This window comes from Piscinibacter defluvii, assembly GCF_004011805.1.
In the GTDB taxonomy this organism is placed as follows: domain Bacteria; phylum Pseudomonadota; class Gammaproteobacteria; order Burkholderiales; family Burkholderiaceae_C; genus Piscinibacter; species Piscinibacter defluvii.
The window spans coordinates 1-3,276 of the sequence record NZ_RCHJ01000080.1; the positions used below are offsets into that span (position 1 = coordinate 1).

Annotated in this window: 4 protein-coding genes; all 4 read right to left on the reverse strand. The window is 63.5% G+C overall.

Translation table 11 applies throughout. The features are described from left to right. Positions 1-827: 827 nt before the first annotated feature. The gene (locus D9C15_RS32800; protein WP_128003657.1) at positions 828-1,121 is read right to left on the reverse strand and encodes a hypothetical protein; all 294 of its coding nucleotides are present in this window, start codon (positions 1,119-1,121) and stop codon (positions 828-830) included. Between the two features lie 203 nt (positions 1,122-1,324). After that, positions 1,325-1,753, reverse strand: a complete 429-nt coding sequence (locus D9C15_RS32805; RefSeq protein ID WP_128003658.1) for an Sbal_3080 family lipoprotein — start codon at positions 1,751-1,753, stop codon at positions 1,325-1,327. Positions 1,754-1,916: 163 nt separating this feature from the next. Beyond that, a complete protein-coding gene (locus tag D9C15_RS32810; protein ID WP_128003659.1) occupies positions 1,917-2,312 on the reverse strand; it encodes a YciI family protein in 396 nt (131 codons plus the stop codon). A 178-nt stretch (positions 2,313-2,490) separates the two neighbouring features. Beyond that, a complete protein-coding gene (locus tag D9C15_RS32815) occupies positions 2,491-3,117 on the reverse strand; it encodes a histidine phosphatase family protein (RefSeq protein WP_128003660.1) in 627 nt (208 codons plus the stop codon). Positions 3,118-3,276: the final 159 nt, after the last annotated feature.

Consider the following 3,276-nt stretch of genomic DNA (forward strand, 5'->3'; position numbering starts at 1 on the left):
AGGGTGTTTAGTGCGCGCGACGGGGATTTGGTGTGTGAGGCCTAACGTTTGAGCTGAGGGGCCGTAGCCGGGAAGGGGCTTGGCCCGCGCGACGGATGATGACACTGGCCGGTGCGCGGGCCAAGCGCCTTGCCGGCGGAGGTCCCGCTCCAGCGAAGGGTTAGGCCTCGCTGGTAGCCACGCAGCCCTTTAGCTCCTGGGTGCCCCGAGTCGACTGCGTTGGCCGGAGAGCGACTGCTTCGAGAGAAGCCAAGCTGAAGGCCTGCTGTGCCAGCTTAACCGACGCCAAAGTTAGTCAGTGCTACCGCGACTAACGCGGCGAACCAGTGCCAAGGCCAGGTAGGCAAAGGCCAACGCCAGGACGAACGCAAAGAGCCAAGCTCCGAAGAATTCGGCGTCTGCGATTCGCTCTTGGCTGGTAGCACCTAGTACTGTTGCCGCTAGCTGCATGGGTGCGCTTGGTAGCAGCGGCCAGACTTCCGGTGCGCGCACCGCCAGGGCAGCGATGGCTGCGGCAAGGAGTGCCGCGCAAGCTGTGAGGAACGCGTGAACTCTTGCGGAGGTTCGCGATGGGTTCATGCGAGGCCTAACGTTTGAGCTGAGGGGCCGTAGCCGGGAAGGCGCTTGGCCCGCGAGGCGGATGATAAGAACCAGCGCCTCGCGGGCCAAGTGCCTTGCCGGCGGAGGTCCCTCTCGAGCGAAGGGTTAGGCCGCACTCTCGGCTGACGGCCCGCTTGCAAGCTAGCGAAAGGCCCGAATGGGCGTAGACGGCCTGCGCATGCAGGTGAGTGCGCTTGCAGGCGCATCTCGCGCGTCCCCGTTGGTGTTCAGGAGATCACGGACCAGCTCAACAACGCAGAGTGAAGAGCTAGTAGCGCCAAGGCCGTGACCACGACAGACAGTGCAGTTCGAGACAGGTAGCTCCTTGGTGCTTCTTCCGACCCGAGGAACTCCGCGAAGGTTGCCTCCGGCTTGCCGCGAATGGCCTTCCACTGCGCAAAGTCTTCTTCGCGCCACTGAGCAACCTTTCGTTCAGGACGAAGCCAGATGATCAAGAGCGCCAGCGCCCAGAACGAGGCGCCGATTGCAAGCGGTAGGAGTTGAACTCGCGACAGGTCCATTCGTGCGGCCTAACGTTTGAGCTGAGGGGCCGGAGCCGGGATGGCGCTTGGCCCGCGAGGCGGAGCATAGACCTGCAGCGCCTCGCGGGCCAAGTGCCAGGCCGGTGGAGGTCCCGCTCCAGCGAAGGGTTAGGCCGCACTCGCGTGGGACGTAGGCTTCGACTCGACGAACAGACCTTCGACCACGCGAGGAACCAACGAAATCATGGCGCTGCAAAGAGCTGATTGACCAGCTCGGTGAGCTTTGGCTCCGTACGAATGAACTTGTTCATGTTTGCCCCGCCAGACAAGGAGTCGTACACGGCACGGCCAGCTTCCTTGCCGTCTGCGTAAACACGTAGATCGGCACGAGCCAGATAGATCGCGAGGTCCCAGCGATAGATGGCCTCGTAAGTCGCTAGCAGTGGGCAAGCATCAACCGGGCTCTTGTCCGGGAGGGCACGGATGCGAAAGCCCTTGCGCTCAAGAACCCTGGAGTAGACGTCGTGGAACTCATCCTGGACGACCTCGCTGTTGCGGACGAGGCAGAGGTCCTGCGCAGGTTGTCCGAGTTTGACGGGCGTAACCTCCTGCGTGATCGCACAGCCAGCGACAGCAAGCGCCACGGCGGCAGCACCAAGACGTAGGTTCATTGATTCCTCCAAGACGGCATCGCCGCGGTCTCCTTGTGTGCGGCCTAACGTTTGAGCTGAGGGGCCGGAGCCGGGTTGGCGCTTGGCCCGCGAGGCGGATGATAGGAACCACCGCCTCGCGGGCCAAGTGCCAAGCCGGCGGAGGTCCCTCTCGAGCGAAGGGTTAGGCCTCACCTGCCCGCCAGGCTGGCGGAGTTTCGTTCGTGACCGAGCTTGCATTGGCGCGCGCTGCCTCAAGCGGGCGAACCTCAAGCATGAGCCCGAACTCGAGGCAAGGGTTCTCTGGCGCAATGGCGGCCGCATCTTCGAGCGTTCCTGCGACGACGAACCAGTAGCCACCAACTAGCTCCTTCGCCTCCGCGAACGGACCATCCGTGATGCCCGCCTTCGACACCAACTTGCCTCGGTTCTCCAATCGACTGCCTCGCTTGAGCTTCCCTTGGCTCAACCCCTGTTCGTACCAGGTGTAGAAGCGATCAATGGCTCCTTGAACTGCCTCCTTGCTTGCGCTTTCGTCCCACTGGCCACGGGAGATCAGCAGGTACTCGTTCTGTGGCATTAGATGACCCTTCTTTGAGAACGTGACTCGTGCGACACGGCGGTGAGCCCCTTGAGGCCTAACGTTTGAGCTGAGGGGCCGGAACCGGGAAGGCGCTTGGCCCGCGAGGCGCATGATAGACAGCGAGCGTCTCGCGGGCCAAGTGCCTTGCCGGTGGAGGTCCCTCTCAAGCGAAGGGTTAGGCGGCTCTCTCGGTGTGGGAGGCATCATTGGAGTACTCCAGCGTCCACCGCCCGGAGTTACCGTCCTCGCGCCACAGCGTGAGGGACGTGTGCGCGACAGCCGGGTACGCTCGCCGGAAGGCGGCATCTCCGAAGCCGAAGAAGTGGCGAAACGACGCTTGGATGAAGCCGCCGTGCGTGATGACCAATACGTTAGCCCCGGCGTACAAGCGCGCGATGGAGTGGAGGGCCTCGCCGACGCGCGCGAAGAATTCTGCTTGGCTCTCGGACTGCGGCTGAAAGCCGTGGTACGCACGGTCCTGCTCGCGAAGCGCGCGCCACTGCGCCATGAACTCCTCTTGGGGTATTGACCCGTCATCACTGCGCCACTCTTCCAGCCGGCGATCAGTGGCGAGCTGCAAGCCAAGAACGGCCGAGACCGCTTGAGCAGTTTCTACCGCCCGGCGCTCCGGGCTGGCCAGGAGCACTGCGGCATTGTGTTCACCGCTGGCTAGCAAGCGTGCGCAGAGACGATCCACCTGAGTGCGGCCGGCAGCCGACAAGCCCAAGTCCACTACAGGCCCCTGGCCATCGACCTGCCCGTCGATGTTCTCGCCATGGCGTATGAGGAAGATACGCGTCATGAGGACCAACAGTTGTTGCCGAGCCGCCTAACGTTTGAGTTGAGCTGACCCCGCCGGCAAGGCGCTTGGGCCGCGAGGCGGATGATGACACTGGCCGCCTCGGGCGATGTCCCGGAGTCTGTTGAACGCATGAGCTGAGGTGGCGGCTCCTTCGACCCG